At 75.4% G+C, this 18453-nt stretch carries 16 protein-coding genes; 6 read left to right on the top strand and 10 right to left on the bottom strand.

Annotated features, from left to right (window positions below; genetic code table 11):
• The first annotated feature begins 2 nt into the window (after positions 1-2).
• The 5 genes from O2V63_RS00225 to O2V63_RS00205 all read left to right on the top strand — a co-directional run bounded on the left by O2V63_RS00225 (position 3) and on the right by O2V63_RS00205 (position 6551).
• Positions 3-887: a branched-chain amino acid ABC transporter permease gene (locus O2V63_RS00225; RefSeq protein ID WP_269165575.1), complete on the top strand. Its 885-nt coding sequence runs from the start codon at positions 3-5 to the stop codon at positions 885-887.
• Position 888: 1 nt separating this feature from the next.
• Positions 889-2067, top strand: a complete 1179-nt coding sequence (locus O2V63_RS00220; protein ID WP_269165574.1) for a branched-chain amino acid ABC transporter permease — start codon at positions 889-891, stop codon at positions 2065-2067.
• 113 nt (positions 2068-2180) lie between these two features.
• Positions 2181-3512: an ABC transporter substrate-binding protein gene (locus tag O2V63_RS00215; RefSeq protein ID WP_269165573.1), complete on the top strand. Its 1332-nt coding sequence runs from the start codon at positions 2181-2183 to the stop codon at positions 3510-3512.
• A gap of 215 nt (positions 3513-3727) precedes the next feature.
• Positions 3728-4720: a UDP-glucuronic acid decarboxylase family protein gene (locus tag O2V63_RS00210; protein WP_269165572.1), complete on the top strand. Its 993-nt coding sequence runs from the start codon at positions 3728-3730 to the stop codon at positions 4718-4720.
• A gap of 169 nt (positions 4721-4889) precedes the next feature.
• Complete coding sequence (locus O2V63_RS00205) at positions 4890-6551, top strand: VWA domain-containing protein (RefSeq protein ID WP_269165571.1); 1662 nt, start codon at positions 4890-4892, stop codon at positions 6549-6551.
• Between the two features lie 39 nt (positions 6552-6590).
• Here O2V63_RS00205 and O2V63_RS00200 read toward each other — a convergent pair whose 3' ends face one another.
• The 9 genes from O2V63_RS00200 to O2V63_RS00160 form a co-directional block, all read right to left on the bottom strand.
• A complete protein-coding gene (locus O2V63_RS00200) occupies positions 6591-7568 on the bottom strand; it encodes a glycosyltransferase family 9 protein (protein WP_269165570.1) in 978 nt (325 codons plus the stop codon).
• Positions 7568-8971, bottom strand: a complete 1404-nt coding sequence (rfaE2, locus tag O2V63_RS00195; protein ID WP_269165569.1) for a D-glycero-beta-D-manno-heptose 1-phosphate adenylyltransferase — start codon at positions 8969-8971, stop codon at positions 7568-7570. The genes O2V63_RS00200 and rfaE2 overlap by 1 nt, the downstream gene beginning before the upstream one ends.
• On the bottom strand, positions 8968-9636 hold the full coding sequence (locus O2V63_RS00190) for a D-sedoheptulose-7-phosphate isomerase (RefSeq protein ID WP_269161253.1): 669 nt from the start codon (positions 9634-9636) through the stop codon (positions 8968-8970). The genes rfaE2 and O2V63_RS00190 overlap by 4 nt, the downstream gene beginning before the upstream one ends.
• 23 nt (positions 9637-9659) lie before the next feature.
• Positions 9660-10868, bottom strand: a complete 1209-nt coding sequence (locus tag O2V63_RS00185; RefSeq protein ID WP_269165568.1) for a glycosyltransferase — start codon at positions 10866-10868, stop codon at positions 9660-9662.
• On the bottom strand, positions 10865-11830 hold the full coding sequence (locus O2V63_RS00180) for a glycosyltransferase (RefSeq protein ID WP_269165567.1): 966 nt from the start codon (positions 11828-11830) through the stop codon (positions 10865-10867). Before O2V63_RS00180 ends, O2V63_RS00185 begins: the two co-directional genes overlap by 4 nt.
• Positions 11827-12828, bottom strand: coding sequence for a glycosyltransferase family 9 protein (locus O2V63_RS00175; RefSeq protein ID WP_269165566.1), 1002 nt, complete (start codon positions 12826-12828; stop codon positions 11827-11829). Before O2V63_RS00175 ends, O2V63_RS00180 begins: the two co-directional genes overlap by 4 nt.
• On the bottom strand, positions 12825-14324 hold the full coding sequence (locus O2V63_RS00170) for an HAD-IIIA family hydrolase (protein WP_269165565.1): 1500 nt from the start codon (positions 14322-14324) through the stop codon (positions 12825-12827). Before O2V63_RS00170 ends, O2V63_RS00175 begins: the two co-directional genes overlap by 4 nt.
• 97 nt (positions 14325-14421) lie before the next feature.
• Positions 14422-14937, bottom strand: coding sequence for a MarR family winged helix-turn-helix transcriptional regulator (locus O2V63_RS00165; protein WP_269165564.1), 516 nt, complete (start codon positions 14935-14937; stop codon positions 14422-14424).
• A 59-nt stretch (positions 14938-14996) separates the two neighbouring features.
• Positions 14997-16199 carry a hypothetical protein gene (locus tag O2V63_RS00160; RefSeq protein ID WP_269165563.1) on the bottom strand — a complete coding sequence of 401 codons (1203 nt, stop codon included), beginning with the start codon at positions 16197-16199 and terminating at the stop codon, positions 14997-14999.
• A gap of 251 nt (positions 16200-16450) precedes the next feature.
• On the opposite strand from O2V63_RS00160, the gene O2V63_RS00155 reads away from it, so the two are divergent.
• Complete coding sequence (locus O2V63_RS00155; protein WP_269165562.1) at positions 16451-17737, top strand: lactate 2-monooxygenase; 1287 nt, start codon at positions 16451-16453, stop codon at positions 17735-17737.
• Between the two features lie 36 nt (positions 17738-17773).
• On the opposite strand, the gene O2V63_RS00150 is transcribed toward O2V63_RS00155, so the two are convergent.
• On the bottom strand, positions 17774-18415 hold the full coding sequence (locus O2V63_RS00150) for a class I SAM-dependent methyltransferase (protein ID WP_269165561.1): 642 nt from the start codon (positions 18413-18415) through the stop codon (positions 17774-17776).
• Between the last annotated feature and the right edge of the window lie 38 nt (positions 18416-18453).

The raw sequence follows: 18453 nt of genomic DNA, 5'->3' as shown, positions 1-18453 counted from the left end.
CCGTGCAGTACTTCGTGAACGTCACCCTCACCGGGTTGACCGAGGGCATGGTCTACTCGGCCTTCGCCCTCGCCCTGGTGCTGATCTGGCGGTCCACCCGGATCGTGAACTTCGCCCAGGGCTCGATGGCGGCGGCGACGACCTTCATCGCCCTCGCGTTGATCCAGGCCGGGCAGTCCTACTGGGTGGCGCTGGTCGTCGCCCTGCTCTCCGGGCTGGTGCTGGGCGCCATCGTGGAACGGGTCGTCATCCGGCCCGTCGAGGGCGGCCCGGAGCTCAACGCGGTCATCGTGACCCTCGGCCTCTTCGTCGCCATCCAGGCCGCGATCGCGATCGTCTTCGGCTCGGCGTTCCAGTCGTTCCCGACGCCGTTCGGGCTGGAGGGCTTCCAGGTCGGCGACAACCGGATCGCGCTCACCCCGAACAGCGTCTGGGTGATCGCCGCGGTGCTGGTCACCATGGCGCTGCTGGTGGTGCTGTTCCGGTTCACCCGGATCGGCCTGGCGATGCGCGCCTCGGCCTTCGGTCAGGAGGTCGCCCGGCTGCTCGGCGTGCGGGTCGGCCGGATGCTCACCCTCGGCTGGGCGCTCGCCGCGGTCGTCGGCTCGCTGGCCGGGCTCCTCATCGCCGGCGGGGAGTTCGTCTACCCCGCCTACATGGACAGCCTGATCGTGTTCGGGTTCGTCGCCGCCGTGCTCGGCGGCCTGGACTCCCCCATCGGCGCCATCGTCGGTGGGCTGATCCTGGGCCTGGCCCTGAGCTACGTCAGCGGTTACGTCGAGCGGGGAAGCGCACTGGTCAACGTCGCCGCCCTGGTCATCCTGATGATCGTGCTGCTCGTGCGCCCCGGTGGCCTGTTCGCCAGCAGCACGGCTCGGAGGGCATGACATGAGCGACCTGCAGAGCCCCACCACGGGCAAGAACGGCGCGGGCACGGCCACCGCCGGCAAGGCCTCCGAGGAGGCCCCCACCGAGGCGACCGCCGGCGCCGACGAGCCCACCGCCACCCGGCGCCGCAGCCTGCTCCCCCAGTCGACGCTGCTGCGGCACCTGCTGGTGCTGCTGATCGCGGCCGTCGGCGCCGTGGTGCTGCTGGAGATCACCGACCCGTTCACCAACTCCCAGCTGGCCACGCTGACCTACTACGCCATCGCGGCCGGCGGCCTCACCGTGCTGACCGGGATGAACGGCCAGATCTCCCTGGGTCACGGCGCACTGATGGCGGTGGGCGCCTACACCACAGCGCTGTTCCTCTCCGCCGACGAGCCGCTGCCGCTGCCGCTCATCCTGCTGGCCGCGATCGTCGTCGCCACCGCCGTGGGCGCCCTGGTCGGGGTGGCCGCCGCCCGGCTGCACGGCCCCTACCTCGCCGGCGCCACGCTGGCCCTCGCCGTCGGCCTGCCCGGCCTGGCGATCTACTTCCACGACGTCCTCGGCGGCGAGCAGGGCATGCGGGTGCGGGCCCCCCGGGCCCCGGAGGTCTTCGAGTCCTTCATCAGCGCCGTCTCGGGCAACTCGGCGACGAACACCAAGTGGCTGGCCTACCTCGGCGCCATCTGCCTGCTGATCACCTACTTCCTGCTGGCCAACCTGATCCGCAGTCGGATCGGCCGCACCTGGCGCGCGGTGCGCGACCAGGAGGTCGCCGCCGAACTGGCCGGGATCAACCTCGGCGCGTGGCGGGTGCTCGCCTTCGTGGTGAGCGCCGCAGCGGCCGGGCTGGCCGGCGGGGTGCTGGCCCTCGTCGTCCGGCTGGCCGCCCCCAGCGGCTTCACGCTGGTGCTCTCGCTGGCCCTGCTCACCGCGATCGTGATCGGCGGGCTGGGCAGCCTGCTCGGCGCCCTGCTCGGCTCCGCGCTGCTGGTCTTCCTGCCGCCGTTCGTCACCGACCTGGGTGCCGGCTGGGGCCTGGACAACACCGAGGCCGCCCAGCTGGCCCCCTTCGTCTACGGCGTGGTGCTCATCGTCGCGATGATCTTCGCCCCCGCCGGCGTCGTCGGCACCCTCCGCATGCGCTGGCTCACCCGCCAGGCGAAGCGGTCGGCCGCCCAGCCGAGCAGGGGGTGAGGACGACCAGACCGAACCGCCGCTCCCGGCCCCACGACCCCCCACACACCCCCGGGCAACGAAGCCCGGACAGCACCAGAGGAGAACCGTTGTCCAGATCCTCTCGACGTCTCATGACCGCCATCGCCGCCGCCACCGCCGCATCCACCCTCGCCGCCTGTGGCGGGAGCGATGACGGCGGCGGGGACGGCGGTGGTGGCGGCGACGCCGGCGCCAACGAGGCGTCCGACATCGGCATCACCGAGGACTCGATCAAGCTCGGCGCCCACTTCCCGCTCACCGGTGTGGCCGCCCCCGGCTACAGCGAGATCCCGACCGGTGCGGATGCCTACTTCGACTGCCTCAACGAGGCGGGCGGGGTGAACGGCCGGACGATCGACTACATCTACCGCGACGACGCCTACAACCCGACCACCACCAGCCAGGTGGTCAACCAGCTGGTGCTGGAGGACGAGGTCTTCGCCATCGTCGGCGGCCTCGGCACCCCGACGCACAGCGCCGTCCTGGACTTCCTGAACAGCGAGGGCGTGCCCGACCTGTTCGTCTCCTCCGGCTCCCTGCTGTGGGGCGCGGACCCGGAGACGAACCCCTACACCTTCGGCTGGCAGACCGACTACGAGAGCGAGGGGAAGATCATCGGTGAGTACATCGCCGAGAACTTCCCGGACGCGAAGGTCGGGCTCTTCCTCCAGGACGACGACTTCGGCGAGGACGGCGAGGCCGGCATCCGCCAGTACATCGACGACCAGATCGTGGCCGCCGAGCGCTACACCCCGGGCAACACCAACGTCGGCCCGCAGATCGCCGCCCTGCAGGCCGCCGGGGCGGACTTCGTCGTCGGCTTCAACGTGCCCAGCTACACGGCGCTGTCGCAGCTGACCGCGCTGCAGCTCGGCTACGACCCGCAGTGGTTCTACTCCAACGTGGGCTCGGACCCGACGCTGGTCGGCAACCTGCTGAACAACTTCTCGCAGGGCCAGGTGAGCGACGCCAGCCTGCTCGACGGCGCGCTGACCACCGACTACCTGCCGACGGTCGACGAGCCGGACAACCCGTGGGTGCAGGAGTTCCAGCGGATCTGGGACGAGTGCGGCGGTGAGGGCGAGCTGACCAACTACCGGATCTACGGCATGGCGCAGGCCTACACCACCGTGCAGGCCCTGCAGGCGGCCGGTCAGAACCCGACGCGCGACGACCTGGTCGAGGCGATCGAGATCGCCGGCGGCGACTGGGAGGGGCCGGTGCTCGCACCGTTCCGCTACTCCGAGGAGAGCCACATGGGCACCGCCGGCATGTCGATCAGCCGGATCACCGGTGACACCACCGAGCAGGTCGAGCCGGTGCAGCTGACCGACATCGGCGACGCACCGATCGAGCCCTACGACGGTGAGCCGGCCGAGGTCCCGGAGAACGGCATCCCGAACGAGGAGTCGGTCATCGACTGAGAGAGGACCCCGTCCTCCTCACCCCTCGCGCGCTCGGGGGTGAGCCTCTGGTCGGGGCCGTACGGGCCGCCGGTCTCCCTCACGGGAGGCCGGCGGCCCGTCGGTCGTCGTGCAGGGGAACACTTCGGCAGCGAAGTGTCGCGGAGTTGATCTCCGGGTAGTGGCGCGGGGATCCGCGGTGCACGGCGCGCGGACTCGGCAGAACGGGAGCAGGGATGGCGGTGCACGAGGCGGCACGGAGCACACGGGAGATCGGTCGGGCAGTGGTGACCGGCGGCGCCGGCTTCCTGGGCTCGCACCTGTGCGAGCAGCTGCTCGAACGGGGCGTCGAGGTGGTCTGCCTGGACAACTTCCTGACCGGATCCCCGCAGAACGTGCTGCACCTGATGGAGCACCCCGGTTTCCGGCTGGTCCGCTGCGACGTCACCGACTACGTGCACGTACCCGGCCCGGTCGACCTGGTGCTGCACTTCGCCTCGCCGGCCAGCCCGCTGGACTACCTGAAGATGCCGATCGAGACCCTCAAGGTCGGCAGCCTGGGCACCCTGCACGCCCTCGGCCTGGCCAAGGAGAAGGGCGCCCGCTTCCTGCTGGCCTCCACCTCCGAGGTCTACGGCGACCCGCTGCAGCACCCCCAGCGCGAGGACTACTGGGGCAACGTCAACCCGGTGGGCCCCCGCGGGGTCTACGACGAGGCCAAGCGGTTCAGCGAGGCACTGACCACCGCCTACCGGACCTCGCAGGGCATCGACACCGCGATCGTGCGGATCTTCAACACCTACGGCCCCCGGATGCGCGCGGACGACGGCCGGGCCATCCCCGCCTTCGTCGGCCAGGCGCTCTCCGGCCGGCCGCTGACCGTGGCCGGCGACGGCTCCCAGACCCGGTCCATCTGCTACGTCGACGACACGGTCCGCGGCATCCTGGCACTGGCCTTCAGCTCCGAGACCGGCCCGATGAACATCGGCAACCCGGACGAGCTGTCGATGCTGGAGCTGGCCCGCTGGATCGTCCGGCTCACCGGGTCGGCGTCGGAGGTCGGCTTCATCGACCTCCCCGTCGACGACCCGAAGGTGCGCCGCCCGGACACCACGCTGGCCGCCGAGCGGCTCAACTGGCACCCCAGCGTGTCGTCCGAGGAGGGCCTGCGGCGCACCGTGGCGTGGTTCGCCGCGCAACGCGATGCCGTCGCCGCCCAGGCCGGCTGACCCGCCCCACCATCTCCACCACGGAGGGTCACCAACCGCACGCAGCGGGCAGGATCGGCGACCGTCGGTCGCCCAGAACTGGGTAGAGTGCCGAACCGACGCGACAGCACGCGTCGCCCCGCGACGTCCGCTCGGCACCTGCACGGACCAGACACGACGGAGAACCCAGATGGGGCGGCACGCCCGTACTCCCGCCCGGCCCGGGACAGCCAGCCGACCGGCCCTGCTCGCCGGGCTCGCCGTCGTGGTCGCCGCGGCACTCATCGCCGGCGTCGCCTGGTTCGTCTCCGGCCCGGACGACGGGACGGCAGAGGCCGCCGGTTGCGAGGAGACCGAGACGGTCCGCGTGACGGTGGCCCCCGAGCTCGGCACGCTGGTGCGGGAACTGCTGGCCGAGCCGCTGCCGCTCGGTGGCGACGCATGCGCCGTGGCGGACGTCGAGGCGACCGAGCCGCTGCAGACCCTGGCCGCGCTGGGCTCCCTCGGCGCCGACTCGCTGCCCCAGGTCTGGGTGCCCGACTCCTCCCTGTGGGCCGCCCGCGCCAGCAGCGCCGACCTCGAGGTCGCCGGGTCGCTGGCCACCTCACCGCTGGTGCTCGCCACCAGCCGGGCCGCCGCCGACGAGCTGGGCTGGACCGACGACGCGCCCAGCTGGGGCGAGGCCCTGACCACCGGCCGACCGCTGGCCGTGCCCGACCTGGCCGCCAGCGCCGAGGGGCTGTCCGTGCTGGCCGCCGTCCGGCAGTCGCTCGGCGGTGGGGAGGACGCCGACAACGCCGTCGTCGAGGCCGTGCTGGCCGCCGGGCGGGGCGACGTGCCGACCGTCGCCGACGCACTGGCCACCGGCACCGAGAACGGGGCCGACGCACCGCTGGTGCCGGTCAGCGAGCAGGAGGTGCTGGCCGCCAACCGCGCCGCCGGCTCCGACTCCCTCGTCGCGATCTACCCGAGCGAGGGCTCCCCGTCCCTGGACTACCCGGTGCTGCGGCTGCCCTCCGCCGAGGAGGACTCCGCGGCCGTGGACGCCGTGGTCGACGCGCTGACCGCCGCCTCGGCCGGCGAGCAGGCCCGGGCCGCCGGCTTCCGCGACGCCGCCGGCACCGCGCCCGAGGGCGCCGGCCCCGGCACCGGTGTGCAGGCGGAGGCGCCGGAGCCGCTGGAGCTGGACGCCGCCGCGGTGCAGGCCCTGCTCGGCCGGCTGTCCAGCCTGGCCACCCCGTCCCGGCTGCTCACCGTCATCGACGTCTCCACCTCGATGAACGCCCCGGCCGGCGACGGCACCCGCGCCACCCTGGCTCGCGACGCCACCAAGAGCGCACTCACCCTGCTGCCGGACTCCTACTCCGGCGGCGTCTGGGGCTTCGCCTACCAGCTCGACGGCGAGCGCGACTGGGTCGAGCTGGCCCCGCTGCGCGCTCTCGGGGCCGACGCCGGTGGCCGGACGCAGCGCGAGCTGGTCGACGAGCAGCTCGACACCCTGCCCAACCTGCTCGCCCCCGGCGGCACCGGGCTGTACGACACGACCCTCGCCGCCGTCCGTGCCGCGCGGGAGGCCTACGACCCGAACGCGGTGAACAGCGTCGTCCTCATCACCGACGGGACCGACGACGACGACGCGGCGGCCATCGAGCTGCCCGCCCTGCTGGACACCCTGCGCGCCGAGGCCGACCCGGAGCGCCCGGTGAAGGTCATCGGGATCGCGCTGGGCCCCGACGCCGACCTCGGCGCGCTGGAGCAGATCGGCGAGGCGACCGGCGGTGCGGCCTACCAGGCACTGGACCCCGAGGACCTGCAGGGCGTGCTGTTCGACGCCATCCGCCGCCGCGGCTGAAGAAGGACCCCTCTGCCCCCACCCTGCAGAGGGGCCGGATCAGGTGCGGGCGAGGAGGGCGTCGAGGGCTGTCGTGACCTCGTCGACGGTGACCGTGGCCAGGGCGGGGTCCAGCGTCGTCCCCCAGGGGTCACCGGTGCCGTCGCCGTGCCAGCGGACGACGTGCTGAGCGCGAGGCGGCGGCCCCCACAGCGCCGGTGACACCGGGCCGAAGAGCACCACGGACGGCCGGCGGTAGGCGGTCGCCAGGTGGGCCACCCCGGTGTCCCCGCAGACCACCACCCGCGCGGCGGCGACCACGGCGGCCAGTTCGAGGGACGTCGTCCGGCCGGCCAGCACGGCGCCGTCCCCCAGCCCGGCCTGCGCGGCCACGGCCAGGGCGAGCTCCCGCTCGGCCGGGCCGCCGGTGATCGCGACCTGCAGCCCCTGGGCGGCCAGGTGCCGGGCCACAGCGGCGAACCGCTCCGCCGGCCAGCGGCGGCCCGGGAACGCCGCCCCCGGGTGCACGACCGCGACGTCGCGGACCGGCGGCTCGACGTCCGGCACGGCGAGGTCCAGGGCGTCCGGGTCGCAGTCGACGTCCAGCCCCTCGGCGACCAGCCGGCACCAGCGGCGCACCTCGTGCTCGTCGGCGTACCAGGTCGGCCCGGGGTAGCCGGGGCTGTCGAAGGTGAGCAGTCGCTGCGGGCGCAGGCCGGCGACGACGATGTGCGAGGCCGGGCCCTTGCCGTGCAGGTCGACGGCGAGCTCCGGCGGTGGACCGGCCCAGTCCAGCGGCTCCAGCTCGACGGCCGGCAGCACCTCGTCGACGACGTCGATCAGCGCGGCCAGCGGCTCCAGCGCCCGGGTGGTGGCCAGCACCAGCCGGTGCTCGGGCACGGCGGCCCGGATCCCCCGGATCGCCGGCACCCCGGTGAGCAGGTCCCCGAGCCCCAACGGCCGCAACACCACCGCCGTCTCCCGACCGTCCTCCCCACCGGAACGGTCATTCTGGTGGGGAGCAGCGGGGTCCGTCATCAGACGCGGGAGCGTGCGACCAGGGCGGTGGTCGAGTGGCCGTCCAGGTAGGGCAGGACGACGGCCTGGCCGCCCCAGCGCTGCAGCACCGCGGCCTCCGGGAGGTCCGCGCCGGCGTAGTCGCCGCCCTTGGCCCAGACGTCGGGCCGCACCTGCTCGAGCACCTGCGCCGGGGTGTCCTCGTCGAAGACGACGACGGCGTCCACGAACTCCAGGGCCTCCAGCACCCTGGCCCGGTCGGCTGCGGTGACCAGCGGACGGGACGGGCCCTTGAGCCGGCGCACCGAGTCGTCGGAGTTGATGCAGACCACCAGGCAGTCGCCGAGCCCGCGCGCGGCCTGCAGCGTGGCGACGTGCCCGGCGTGCAGCAGGTCGAAGCAGCCGCCGGTGGCCACGACGGTGCCGCCGGCCGCCCGTACCCGGTCCAGCAGGGCCGCGAGCCGGGGCGCCGGGCCCTGTGCGTCGACGCCGGCGGCAGGGGCCGGCGCCGCGGCCGGTTCCGTGTCCCAGGCGGTGGCCCCGCCGCGGGCGACGAACGCCCCGGCCGAGGCCACCGCGGAGGTCACCGCCTCGCCGGTGACCGCACCACCGGCGAGCGCCACCGTGACCGCGGCGGCGAAGGAGTCACCGGCACCGCACGGGTCGCCGCCGGTGACCGGGGTGGCGGGCACGACCATCGGTGCGCCCTCGCCGTAGGAGAGCAGGGCACCGCGGGCACCGAGGGTGATCGCGACGGCGCCCACCCCCCAGTGCGCGATGAGCGCCTGCGCCCGGGCGCCGACCGCGGCGAGCCCGTCGCCGGTCACGTCCAGCCCGGCGACCCGGGTGGCCTCCGCCCCGTTCGGGGTGACCAGCCGGGCCGAGGGCACCGGGTCCGCGCCGCGAGGGTGCGGGTCCCAGACCACCGGACCGGAGGCGGCGGAGAGCGCGGCGCGCACGTCGGGGGCCGACGTCGTCCCGCGGCCGTAGTCGGCGACCAGCACGGCGGCGGCGTCCCGGATCGCCTCGGCCGCGGCGGCCGGGAGTGCACCGAAGGTCGAGACCGCTCCCCCGCTGTCCAGCCGGGCGACGGAGTGGTCGCCGACCCGGATCCGCTGCTTGACCGGGGTGGCGCTGCTGGCCGGGATCTCGATCAACCGCACCCGGCCGTCGAGCAGCGCGCGCAGCCGGGCGGCGCCCTCGTCGTCGGCCAGCGGGGTGACCAGCACGACCTCCCGGCCGCCGGCGGAGCGCGCGGCCAGCACCGCGGCCAGCGCGGCCCCGCCCGGACGCTCGCGGGTCTCGACGTCCTCCACCACCGGCACCGGGGCGTCGGGGGTCAGCCGGGACGCCGTCCCGACCAGGTCGACGTCCAGCAGGGCATCACCGACCACGACGACCGGCCGGGAGGCCGCGCGGGTCACGGGACCACCTCGACGTGGTTGCTGGTGGAGATCCGGGGTGAGTCGGCGAGCACGGCGGCGTCGAAGGCGGCGCAGAGCAGGTGCAGCGCGACCAGGTGGCACTCCTGCACCGTCGCCGTCCACGGCGAGTCGATGGCGACCGTCTCGTCCGCGACGGCGGCCAGCGGGTTCGGCGCCGGCCCGGTCATCGCCAGCACGGTGATGCCGCACTCGCGGGCACGGCGGGCGGCGGCGACCGCGTTGGGGCTGCGGCCACTGGTGGACAGCAGCACCAGCACGTCGCCGTCCCGGCCGTGCGCCTCGACCTGCCGGGCGAACAGCTCGTCGGCCGGGTAGTCGTTGGCGATGGCCGTGAGCGAGGAGGTCTCGGCGGTCAGGCAGATCGCGGAGAACGGCGGACGGTCGGCGCGGTAGCGGCCCACCAGCTCGGCGGTGAGGTGCTGCGCCTGCGCCGCGCTGCCGCCGTTGCCCGCGGCGAGCAGCCGGCCGCGGGAGGGCCCGGTCAGCACGTCGGCGAGCAGCCGGCCCCAGCGGTCCAGCGTCTCGACCTGCTCGGTGAGCCCGCGGAGCGCGGCGCTCAGCGACGCCACGTGGTCGTGCCCGGTGAGGTGCGTGCAGGTGTCGGGCGAGACGACCTCGAGGTCCGAGGACGGGGCGGTGCTCATGACGGTCCTTCCAGCGAGGGGGTTCATCGGGCGGCCTCCACCGGGTTCCCGGCGGAGAGCACCGAGCGGTAGACGGCGTCGGTGTCGGCGACGACCCGGGACCAGCGGTAGCGGCTCTGGGCCCGGGTGACGCCGGCGGCGCCGTAGCCGGCCCGCCGTTCGTCGTCGGCGAGCAGGGCGGCCAGCGCCTGCCCGAGGGCTGCGGGATCGCGCGGCGGGACGAGGTCACCGGTCACGCCGTCGGCGACGGTGTCGACCAGCCCGCCGACGGCGGTGGCCACGACCGGGCGGCCGCAGGCCATCGCCTCCAGCGGGGTGATCCCGAAGGGCTCGTACCAGGGCACGGCCAGGACGACGTCGGCCGAGCGGATCCAGCCCGGCACGTCGGCCCGGGACACCGCGCCGGTGAAGACCAGCCGGTCGGCGACCCCCAGCTCCGCGGCGATGGCCCGCAGCCGGCAGACCTCCGGGTCGGTGTCCAGCTCGTCGGTCGGCGGGCCGCCCACGACGACCAGCTCGGCGTCGGGGACGGCGGCCAGCGCCCGGACGGCGTCCTCCTGGCCCTTCCGCTCGACCAGCCGGCCCAGCACCAGCAGCCGCGGACGGCCGGCGCGCGGCGCGACCGGCCCGTCCGGGGTGAACTCGTCGGTGTCCACGCCGCACGGCACGATCGACACCCGGTCGCTGGGCAGCCCGAGCCGGCGGAGCTCGAACACCTCGTCGCTGCAGGTGGCGACCACGTGGTCGACGTCGCCGCACAGGCCGCGTTCCAGGTCGATCCGCTGCTCAGGGGAGGTGTCGGCGTCGCCCTGGTGCCGGCGCTTGACCGAGCCGAGGGCGTGGAAGGTCTGCAGCACCGGGATGCCGAGCCGGGAGGCGGCCTGCACCGAGGCCAGGCCGCTCATCCAGAAGTGCGCGTGCACGACGTCCGGCCGGGTCGCCGACCACTCGTCGCGCAGCACGTCGGCGAAGGTGCCCATGTGCTGGAGCAGCTCGTCCTTGGGCACCACCCGGGCCGGCCCGGCGGTGACGTGCGCGACGTCGTAGCCGTCGGCCGTGGTGACCCGGTCCGGCAGCTCGGCGTCGTCCCGGCGGGTGTGCACCGTGACCTGGTGCCCGCGCTGGGCCAGGCCGGCGGCGAGTGCGGCCACGTGCACGTTCTGCCCGCCGGCGTCGACGCCGCCGATGGCGGCCAGCGGCGAGGCGTGCTCGCTCACCAGGTCGATCCTCATCTCGTCACCTCCGTCAGGAGAGCGTCCCAGTCGGCGAGGAACCGGCCGAGGCCGTACCGCTCCAGCGCCGCGGCGCGAGCCGCCTTGCCGGCCAGCCGGGCAGCGTCCGGCTCGGCGACGAAGTACCGGACCGCCTCGGCCAGCCGCTCGGGCCGGGTGGAGAGCACCCCCGCCTCGGCCGGCACCGCCTCCACCGCCTCGGTGGTCGCCAGCCCGACGACCGGCATGCCCAGGTGCATCGCCTCCAGCAGCGACAGCCCCAGCGAGGTCCAGCGCACCGGGTGCACGTAGACCCGGCGGCGGGCGAGCTCGTCGTGCATCGCGGCCTGCGGCGGGTCGTCGTACAGGCCGACCCGGTCGGGGTCGAGCCCGTAGCGCTCGTGCAGCCCGGCCAGGCCCATGCCGAACACGTCCAGCGGCGCGGCGGCGGACAGCAGCGGCAGCAGGTCGCCGCCGGTGTACCGGCCCCGACGGACCGGCTCGTTGACCACCACCCCGGCCCGGGCCAGCTCGCCGGTGTACCGCTCGCCCGGGTCGACGATGCCGTGCTCGATGACGGTCGTCGGCGCACTGCCGTTGTCGTAGAAGAGCTGGTTGAAGTGGGTGACGTGCGCGATCGGGATCGCGGACTGCTCGGCCAGCGGGTGACGGGTGTTCGGCACCGCCCCGTCGGGGGCGTTGTGCTCCAGGAAGACGGCCGGGAGGTCGCGGCCGGGCTCGCGGCCCAGCCACTCGCGGACCAGCTCGAGGTCGCGGGTGCGCTGCAGCACCACGACGTCGACGTCCTCGTTGCGGAGCTGGTCGGGGGTGACCTCGCGGGCCGACGCCGGCCACTCCCAGGTGCGGGCGCGGCCCAGGCCGTCGGTCCCGCGATCCGGGGTCACCGGGAGCAGGTAGTCGTGGGTGCCCTGGACGAAGGACGTCGTCCAGGAGCCGTGCACGTGCCAGAGCAGGACCTTCATGAGGCGACCACCTTGTCGACGGCGGCGACGACGTCGGCTGGGCTCACCGACGTCAGACAGGGATGACCGGGCACCGGGCACTCGCGCGCCCGGGTGTCGCGGCAGGGGGCCGACTGGTCGCCGAGCAGGACGGTGGGCACGCCGTAGGGGGCCCACCGCACGGCCGGGACGACCGGGGAGAAGAGGGAGACGACGGGTGTGCCGACCGCGGCGGCGAGGTGCGCCGGACCGGTGTTGCCGACGACGACGGCGGCCGCACCGGCGAGCAGCGCGGCCATCTCGGCCAGCGTGGTGGCCCCGCCGAGGTCCACGCCGCGGCTCCCGGCGACGGCCGCGGTCAGCGCCCGCTCCCCCGGCCCGCCGGTGACCAGCACCCGCCAGCCGGCGTCGGTCAGCGCCTCGACCGCCTCCGCGCAGCGCTCGGCCGGCCAGGCCCGCGCCGGCACGGAGGCGCCGGGGTGCAGGACGACGTAGCCCGGTTCGTGCGCGGTCGCCGGCAGTGGACGGCGCACGGCGAGCAGCCCGTCGTCGCCGGCCGGCAGCTCGAAGCCGGCCGCGCGGGCCAGCGAGAGGGCCCGTTCCGGCTCGGGCAGGTCGTCCTCCACCCGGTGCCGGACGTCGAGCAGCGAGCCGGGGTAGTCGACGCTGATCGCGGAGATCCGCGCCACCCCGGCGGTGCGCAGCAGCAGCGCCAGCGGCAGCGGTGACTGGTGGAAGCTCGTGCTCACCACCGCCTCGTCGATTCCGAGCGCACGGACCCGGTCGGCGAGGGCGCCGATGTCCTCGGCGTCCACCGGCTGTGGCGAGCCGTCGATCCACGGGCAGTGCCAGGTCAGCACGTCGTCGACGCCGGGCAGCAGCTCGGCCGCCGCCGTCCCCTGCGGGCTGGCCAGGAAGACCACCCGGTCGGCGGCGGCGGCCACGGCCCGCACCAGCGGGCCCTGCAGCAGCACGTCGCCGGCGTTGTCCAGCCGGGCGACCAGGACGGTGCGGGTCACCAGGCGCCTGCCAGCACGTCCTCGACCGCCTCGACGAGGGTGGGCGCCCGGTGTGCCGCGGCGGTGACCTCGGCGGGGCGGGTGACCATCGTGGGCACCAGGATCGCGGCGGCACCGGCCGCGGTGGCGGCCCCGACGTCGGCACCGATGTCACCGATGACGACGACGCGGGACGGGTCGACGTCGAGCTCGGCGCAGGCGGACTCCACCATGCCGGGGGCCGGCTTGCGGCAGTCGCAACCGTCCTCGGGGGCGTGCGGGCAGACCTGCACGGTGTCGAAGGGGCCCAGCAGCTCGGCGACGCGCGCGTTGACCGCATCGGCCTGCGTCCGGGTGATCAGGCCCCGGCCCACCCCGGACTGGTTGGTCACCAGCCCGATCCGCACCCCGCGCGCCCGGAGGGAGTCCAGCGCAGCGCGGGCGCCGCCGACCGGCCGGACCTGCGCCGGGTCGCCGTTGTAGGGCACGTCGTGCACCAGCGTGCCGTCGCGGTCGAAGAGGACCAGGTCGGGCAGGCCACGCCACCGCGTCACGGTGCGGTGCTGCACGGCGCCGCGCAGGAAGTGCCAGCTGGCCAGCGGCGGGATGAGCGCACTGGTGGCGAGCATGGTGGCCACCTCGGCGCGGTCCCGCGGGCCGGGGGCGATCCGCGCCCAGGCGAACTCGGCGGTGCCGGCGGCCCAGCCCAGGGCCGCGAGCGCCGCGGCCCGCGGCCGTCCCGCGGCGGCCAGCCCGAGCGCAGCCAGCGCTGCCCCGGCGACGGCGAGGTGCCGGGGACGGCGGCCGACGGCGGCGTCGGCGCGCTCGCGCCAGGTCGGCCCGTGCAACCGGCGCATGAGGACGTCGTCGGCGTTGCCGGCCTGCACGCGCACGGACACCCAGCGGTCGGTCGGCCGGACCGGGTGGGTGATCCACCGCTCGCCGCGGGTCAGCGTCGAGCCGGTGTCCATGACCCGCAGGGCGAGGTCGGAGTCCTCCCGGAAGGCCCGGGGGAAGCGCTCGTCGAAGCCGCCGACCGCGGCCAGCGCGGACCGGCGGTAGGCCAGGTCGGCGGTGATCCAGCTGCTCGTGGCCAGCCCCGCGGTGCCGCGCTCCCAGTCGGTGGGCCGGCGGTCGGCCGGCAGCGGCACCCGGACCCGGCCCTGGGTGCCGGCCGCGTCGGCGGGCAGGGCGGCGAGGTCCTCGGCGAGCCGGGCGTACCAGTCGGGGTCGGGGACGACGTCGTCGTCCAGGAAGGCGATCCACTCCGTGCCCGCGGTTCGCCAGCCGAGGTTGCGGGCCACCGCCGGACCTCCGCCGCCGGTGCGCACCACCCGGACCGGGGACAGCCCGGGGCGCTCCGGGCGCAGCGGCTCACCGGTGGGCCGGTCGTCGACCAGCACGATCTCGGCCGGCCGCGGACCGGCGGCGGCGGCCAGGGCATCGAGGAGCACGTCGAGCGACGGCCGACCGATCGTCGGCACGACGACCGTGCAGTTGCGCAGGACACCCGTCATGCCCCGATCGTGCCCGGAAGATCGTTCCCGAAACACTACGGGCTTTAAGTTTCCCCGCCGTTGGCCGTCCCTCACCCGATCGGGGGGTGTGCCCGCGTCAGCGGGGACGGCGAGTGGCGGAGGACACCCGGGCGAGCGCGTCGGTGACCACGGCGGCGTCGTCCCCGAGCATCGTGAGCAGGTGCGCCACCAGGTCGTCGTGGGTGGACATCGCCGCGCGGACCCGGTCCCGGCCGGTGTCGGTCAGCCGGGCGTGCAGCAGCCGCCGGTCGCCGTCCAGTCGCTCGCGGGTGACCAGTCCGTCGTCGACGAGCCGGTTGACCGTGCTGGTGATCCCCGGCCGGGAGAGGCCGACCGCGTCCGCGAGGTCGCCCATGGAGGCGTGCTCGTGCGGGGACTCGGCCACCCGGCGCAGCACCTCGAAGCCGGTGAGCGACAACCCGTGCTGCCGGTGCAGCGCCGAGTCGACCCGCCGGGTGATCCGGTCGTGCACCTGGACGATCCGCAGCCAGGTCTCGGGGGCACTCGGCCCCGCGGCCGCAAGCCCCCGCACGTCCCGGGGGACGCCTCGAGGTGGCGCGCCGTCGTGCAGCCGGTCCCTGGGCTGGTCCATCGGTGGGTCCACGTCTCCTTCGCAGTGCTCGTGCCGGTGTCGTCCGCCGTGCCGCCCGCTCAGCGTCGTCCCCCGGGGTGCCCGCTGCGCGACCGGCGCACGCCCACCAGTCCGAGTGAACCGGCTGCGGTGAGCAGGACCAGCCCGGCGGCGAGCACCGCCGGCGAACCGGTCCGCTCGGTCACCGGTGCGGCGCGGGCGGCCACCTGGAGGGCGACCTCGGCGGTCGCCGCGGACTGGCCGCCGACGAGCTCCAGCGTGGCCGAACCCAGGGCGGTACCGCGCGGGATCTGGACGACCGCCTCGACGCTGCCGTCGGCCGCCGCGGTGACGGTGCCGAGCAGCTCGGCCCCGTCGGCCATCCGGACGTCGACCGGTTCACCGGGTTCGAAGCCGCTGGCCCGCACGGTCACGACCCCGCCCGGCGACACGGTCACCGCCGGGGTCGAGGCCGCGGAGTCGCTCGGGCTGGACGAGGCGCCGGCTGCGACGTCGGGCTCCGTGGCCGTGGTGGACGGCGTACCGGTCGCTGCGCCGCTGGGGCCGCTGGACCGTGGCCCGGACGTGCTCGACGGCGTGTAGGTGGTCGTCGTGGGGGACGGCGTCCTGGGCGGGGGCGTCGCGCTGGACGGCGGAGGTGTCCGCGTCGGGCTCGACGGCGCGGGGGCCGCCGGGGGTGGCGTGACCGCCGGCGGCGGGGCGGCAGACGGCGCCGGGTCCGGCACGGGGGTCGACGGGTCCGGGGAGCCGGACGGACCCGGGGTCGGCGTGGGGGTCGGCGTGGGGGTCGGGGTCGAGGTCGGCGTGGGAGTCGGGGTGGGGGTCGGGGTCGGGGTCGGTCGGACCGCCTCGCAGTCCTCCTCGCTCGGCCGGGTGTAGGTGTGGAACTGCAGCGGCTGCTCCAGCGTCCCGTCCGGGTCCGCGACCGTCACCGACACGTCGACGGTGACGCCCCAGTCGACGTCCTCGCTGGTCAGCTCCACCTGCTGGCCGGGGGCGAGGTCGGCGACGTCCTGCTCGTCCACACCGTCGAAGACGAGGGCGACCCGGTGCGGCTCGGTGCCGTTCGTGATCTGCACGCGGACGACGCCCGGACCGCAGCTGGGGCCGTGGGTGACCGTCCCGACCGGGCGACGCGGGTCCTCCAGGGCGGCGGCGGGACCCGCCACGGCGGCCCCGGCGACCAGGACCGCACCGAGGGCGAGGCCGACGGTCAGTCGAGCGGGCAGCACCGGGCGGGCGGACGAGCACGTCAGCGGCACTGCGGTCCCCCGTTCTCCAGCGCTCGACGGACAACTGCTGCGCGGCGCACCGTCGTCCTGCCCAGGAACTCCCTCCACCATGCCCGGTGGCCTCGATCGGCGGGGAGTCCGCCACTCCCGTCACTTCCGTCCCACAGGCGTGGCGCGACCGGCGTGTCGCCCACGCCGGTCGCGCCGGGTGGACGGTCGCGACCCCCGCCGGAGCCGGTCCAAGGCGCCGAGCACGAGATCCAGGTCACTACGGTGAGCCGATGACCTCAGCGGCAGGGACCGGGCGGCGGCGGCAGGACGTGGTCTACCGGGCGGGGGTCTACGGCAGGCACCCCCGGGTGCCCACCGTGTACCGGGCGCTGGCCCGGGAGGCCAAGCGCCGGCTGGACGCCCGGGCCTACGGCTACGTCGCCGGCGGCGCCGGCGACGAGGCCACCCAGCGGGCCGACCGGACGGCGTTCGACCGCTGGTCCGTCGTGCCCCGGGTGCTGCGTGACGTCAGCCGCCGGGACACCTCCGTCGAGCTGTTCGGACGCCGGCTCCCGGCACCCGTGCTGCTCGGGCCGGTGGGCGCGCTGGAGCTGGTGCACCCCGAGGGCGACCTCGCCGTCGCCCGCGCCGCGGCGTCCGTCGGGGTGCCGATGGTCTTCTCCAACCAGGCGTCGGTGCCGATGGAGACCACCGCGGCGGCGATGGGCGACAGCCCGCGGTGGATGCAGCTCTACTGGTCGACGTCCGACGAGCTGGTCGAGAGCCTGCTGGGCCGCGCCGAGGCCACCGGCTGCGACGCCGTCGTCGTCACCCTGGACACCACGATGCTCGGCTGGCGCCCCCGCGACCTCGACCTCGGGCACCTGCCCTTCGCACTGGGCAAGGGCATCGCGCAGTACACCTCCGACCCGGTGTTCCGCCGGCTGGTCGAGGAGCGGGCCGCTGCGGCCGGCGCACCACGGGACCCCCAGCCGCGACCGAACCTCGCTGCGGTCCGCGCGCTGGTGGGGATGGCCCGCGCCTGGCCCGGCCCGCTGGTGGAGAACCTGCGCTCCCCGCTCCCCCGCGCCGCCGTCGAGACCTTCCTGTCCATCTACTCCCGCCCGTCGATCACCTGGGCCGACCTCGCCTGGCTGCGCGAGCGCACCCGGCTGCCGATCGTGCTGAAGGGCGTCCTACACCCGGACGACGCCCGGCGGGCGGTCGACGAGGGCGTCGACGGGCTGGTGGTCAGCACCCACGGCGGGCGGCAGGTCGACCGGTCGATCGCCGCCCTGGACGCGCTGCCCGATGTGGTGGACGCCGTCGCCGACCGGGTGCCGGTGCTCTTCGACAGCGGGGTGCGCAGCGGCGCCGACGTGCTGGTGGCCGTCGCCCTGGGCGCGCGGGCGGTGCTGCTGGGCCGGCCCTACGCCTGGGGCCTGGGGGTGGCCGGCGAGGAGGGCGTCCGTCAGGTGGTGGAGGACGTGCTCGGCGAGTTCGACCTCACGCTCGGGCTGACCGGCCACACCGCCGTCGACCAGCTCACCCGCGAGGTCCTCCGCCGCCGCCCCTGACCACCACAATGGCCATTCTGGTGGTCAGGTGGCGGGTCAGGTGGGGAGGGTGCCGGCCCGGACCTGGACGTGCCCGCCGCGCAGGTCGGCCCGGTCGACGTCGGTGCACTGCTGCTCGACGGCCTGCCACGGCCGGGCGGCTGGGTCGGCGCCGCCGCTCCACATCGCCACGTCCGCCAGCGCGCGCACCGGCCACGGTCCCCGCTGCGCCCGCTGCATGTCGACCACCGCGACCCGGGCACCCGGCCGGGCGAGGGCCACCCCGGCCCGCCAGGCGGCCGGCCAGTCGTCCATCAGGGAGAGCGCGTAGGTGAACAGGACGGCGTCGGCACCGTCGTCCTCGAACGCTTCCGCCAGCTGTTGCACCGGCGGCCGGATCGCGTCGCCGGTCACGAGTTCCACCCCCGACCAGCCGAGCGAGGCGGCCCGTCGCCCCGCCCGGGCGAGCATCGCCCGGCTGGTGTCCAGCCCGACGAAGCGCCCGTCGTCCCCGACCCGGTCGTGGACCGGCCGCAGGTCCAGGCCGGTGCCGCAGCCGACGACGAGCACCCGGTCGCCCCTGTCCAGCCGCAGCCCGGAGATGCCGGCCAGCCGGCCCGCCCGGTACACCGGCCACTCACCGGAGACGAGGTCGTAGACGGGCGCGATCAGCTCGTACTGCCGGGCACGGCCGACCATCGCTGCTCCCTCCGTCGCTGTGGTCCCGGTTCCCTTCC

The organism is Modestobacter sp. VKM Ac-2977 (assembly GCF_026968045.1).
Lineage (GTDB): Bacteria > Actinomycetota > Actinomycetes > Mycobacteriales > Geodermatophilaceae > Modestobacter.
This window is presented reverse-complemented; position numbering and strand designations above follow the sequence as displayed.

Bases quoted from the DNA above. Each gene is read 5' to 3' on its own strand.
- O2V63_RS00220 (WP_269165574.1), top strand. From the start codon at position 889: ATGAGCGACCTGCAGAGCCCCACCACGGGCAAGAACGGCGCGGGCACG.
- O2V63_RS00215 (WP_269165573.1), top strand. From the start codon at position 2,181: ATGACCGCCATCGCCGCCGCCACCGCCGCATCCACCCTCGCCGCCTGT.
- O2V63_RS00210 (WP_269165572.1), top strand. From the start codon at position 3,728: ATGGCGGTGCACGAGGCGGCACGGAGCACACGGGAGATCGGTCGGGCA.
- O2V63_RS00205 (WP_269165571.1), top strand. From the start codon at position 4,890: ATGGGGCGGCACGCCCGTACTCCCGCCCGGCCCGGGACAGCCAGCCGA.
- O2V63_RS00200 (WP_269165570.1), bottom strand. From the start codon at position 7,568: ATGACGGACCCCGCTGCTCCCCACCAGAATGACCGTTCCGGTGGGGAG.
- O2V63_RS00190 (WP_269161253.1), bottom strand. From the start codon at position 9,636: ATGAGCACCGCCCCGTCCTCGGACCTCGAGGTCGTCTCGCCCGACACC.
- O2V63_RS00185 (WP_269165568.1), bottom strand. From the start codon at position 10,868: ATGAGGATCGACCTGGTGAGCGAGCACGCCTCGCCGCTGGCCGCCATC.
- O2V63_RS00180 (WP_269165567.1), bottom strand. From the start codon at position 11,830: ATGAAGGTCCTGCTCTGGCACGTGCACGGCTCCTGGACGACGTCCTTC.
- O2V63_RS00170 (WP_269165565.1), bottom strand. From the start codon at position 14,324: ATGACGGGTGTCCTGCGCAACTGCACGGTCGTCGTGCCGACGATCGGT.
- O2V63_RS00165 (WP_269165564.1), bottom strand. From the start codon at position 14,937: ATGGACCAGCCCAGGGACCGGCTGCACGACGGCGCGCCACCTCGAGGC.
- O2V63_RS00155 (WP_269165562.1), top strand. From the start codon at position 16,451: ATGACCTCAGCGGCAGGGACCGGGCGGCGGCGGCAGGACGTGGTCTAC.
- O2V63_RS00150 (WP_269165561.1), bottom strand. From the start codon at position 18,415: ATGGTCGGCCGTGCCCGGCAGTACGAGCTGATCGCGCCCGTCTACGAC.